Origin of the sequence: Erwinia sp. V71 (assembly GCF_965644245.1) — a bacterium.
Classification (GTDB): domain Bacteria; phylum Pseudomonadota; class Gammaproteobacteria; order Enterobacterales; family Enterobacteriaceae; genus Erwinia.
Map to the genome: position 1 here is coordinate 1 of NZ_CBFFRK010000228.1, position 1,967 is coordinate 1,967.

Here is a 1,967-nt window from a genome sequence, read left to right on the forward strand (position 1 = left end):
ACAGCTCAGCTAAGGTAAGGCTAATACAGCTAAGGACTCCACTGAACCCCACCGATTAAATCGCACCTTCCCTAATTCTGTGACCAGAATGCGTCCATTTTTATGCAGCGCATCGATAATCAGGCGCTGACGTTCAATTGGCATCATGGTGACCTCCGCTTGAAATAAAGAGTAGAGAAAAGAAGCGTCCAATAACGTGTGCTGTATGGCACTCTGTCACGAAGAAATTGATCGGGCTTTTCCAGTGAACAGAAACGCGATTCAGGCTGTAACTTGCATTTTCTTGCATTAAAAAATTGATGGTTATCACTATTTTTCGTAAGAATGGGTAAAATTTGAACAATTTGTTACGTTGCGTGATGATGTCGGGTGTGATGAAAGTGTGACTGATATTGACCGTTTGTGTGGATTTGACCGTTTACTTATCTTAGTCGTCAGGGTGACCGGGGTAAAGGTGGGCACAATTATGGATAATTTGCGTGCCGGGAAGGGAGTCGGTAGCATCGACCACCGATTCGGACATACACTGCACTCCTCATCACATGGAGGTCATACTGATGGCTGATGTGCACTCTGCCGCAACGCGCAGCAAAAATATGCGCGCCATCCGTAATCAGGATACGGCAATTGAAAAACGTCTGGCCGCGCTGCTGGACACGCTGGGTTTTGATTATCGCGTGCAGGACCGAACGTTGCCCGGCAGGCCCGATTTTGTGCTCGACAGTCACCAGACGATTATTTTTGTTCATGGCTGTTTCTGGCACCACCATGACTGTTATCTGTTTAAAGTGCCCGCCACGCGGACTGAATTCTGGCTGAAAAAAATTGACAGCAATGTGACGCGCGATCGCCACAACATCGCTTTACTCAGCGAAGCAGGCTGGCAGGTGCTGGTGGTCTGGGAGTGTGCGTTGCGCGGCAAACTGCGGCTGGATGATGAGGCGATAGCCTCGCGGCTGGAGGAGTGGATTATTGCCGGAAACGCTAATGCCGCGATTGATCACCACGGCATTATTCGCTGTTAGCGTCAGACGCTGGTCGCCGGACGACGGCGCGCGTTCAGCAGATATTTACCCAGCGTTACCAGCACCACGGCAAAGATAATGATGCCGAGTGCCATCCACTCACGTGCGGACAGGGTTTCGCCACCAAAACTGGTGCCCAGCAGTACCGCCACCACCGGATTGACGTAGGCATAGCTGGTTGCCACTACCGGGCTGACATTGCGAATCAGATACATATAGGCATTAATCGCGATGATTGAGCCAAAAATAATCAGAAAGCCGAGCGAGAGAATACCCTGTAAATCCGGCATCGCATGCAGCCTTTCACCACTGAATGCACTGGCGAACAGCAATACCGTACCGGCAGTCAGCATCTCAATCGCCGCCGCCATCGCGCCTTTAGGCAGTTCGATACGCGAACCCCACACCGAACCAAACGCCCAGCTGACGGCCGCCAGCAGAATCATCAGCGCGCCCCACGGGTTGCCGCCCAGATGACCACCGCTGTTCAGCAGCACGATGCCGCACAGTCCGACACCCATCCCCAGCCACTCAATCCAGCGGGTGGCGATGCCAAACAGATGACTGAATGACATGGCAAACAGCGGCACCGTCGCGACCATCACCGCCGCCAGTCCGGACGGCACATTCTGATGTTCGGCAATGGTCACCAGACCATTCCCGACCGCCAGCAGCAATATACCGACCGCAGCGGCATTCAGCAGCGGGCGTAACGCGGGCAGCTTATGGCCGCGCAGGCGCAGGAACGTAAAGAGGATGATTCCCGCCAGCAGAAAACGTAAGCCCGCCATCATCATCGGAGGCCAGCTTTCGACACCAAGACGAATGACGTAATAGGTTGAGCCCCAGATAATATAAAGGGTAAATGGCGGATTCAAGTTCGAAGTGCAACGCTAAGCCGCCTGTCTTAACTCTGCAAAGACCACTGAAGGCTGCCGGAAC

The 1,967-nt window shown here is 53.1% G+C and carries 3 protein-coding genes; 1 reads left to right on the plus strand and 2 read right to left on the minus strand.

What is annotated here, in order from left to right; genetic code table 11:
* Positions 1–9: 9 nt before the first annotated feature.
* Entirely contained in the window at positions 10–147 is a 138-nt protein-coding gene (locus ACSZO1_RS22280; protein WP_437616551.1) for a hypothetical protein, read from the minus strand.
* A 410-nt stretch (positions 148–557) separates the two neighbouring features.
* On the opposite strand from ACSZO1_RS22280, the gene ACSZO1_RS22285 reads away from it, so the two are divergent.
* Positions 558–1,025, plus strand: coding sequence for a very short patch repair endonuclease (locus tag ACSZO1_RS22285; protein ID WP_437616553.1), 468 nt, complete (start codon positions 558–560; stop codon positions 1,023–1,025).
* 2 nt (positions 1,026–1,027) lie between these two features.
* Here the strand turns inward: ACSZO1_RS22285 and yedA are convergent, their stop codons facing one another.
* A complete protein-coding gene (yedA, locus tag ACSZO1_RS22290) occupies positions 1,028–1,903 on the minus strand; it encodes a drug/metabolite exporter YedA (protein WP_437616555.1) in 876 nt (291 codons plus the stop codon).
* Between the last annotated feature and the right edge of the window lie 64 nt (positions 1,904–1,967).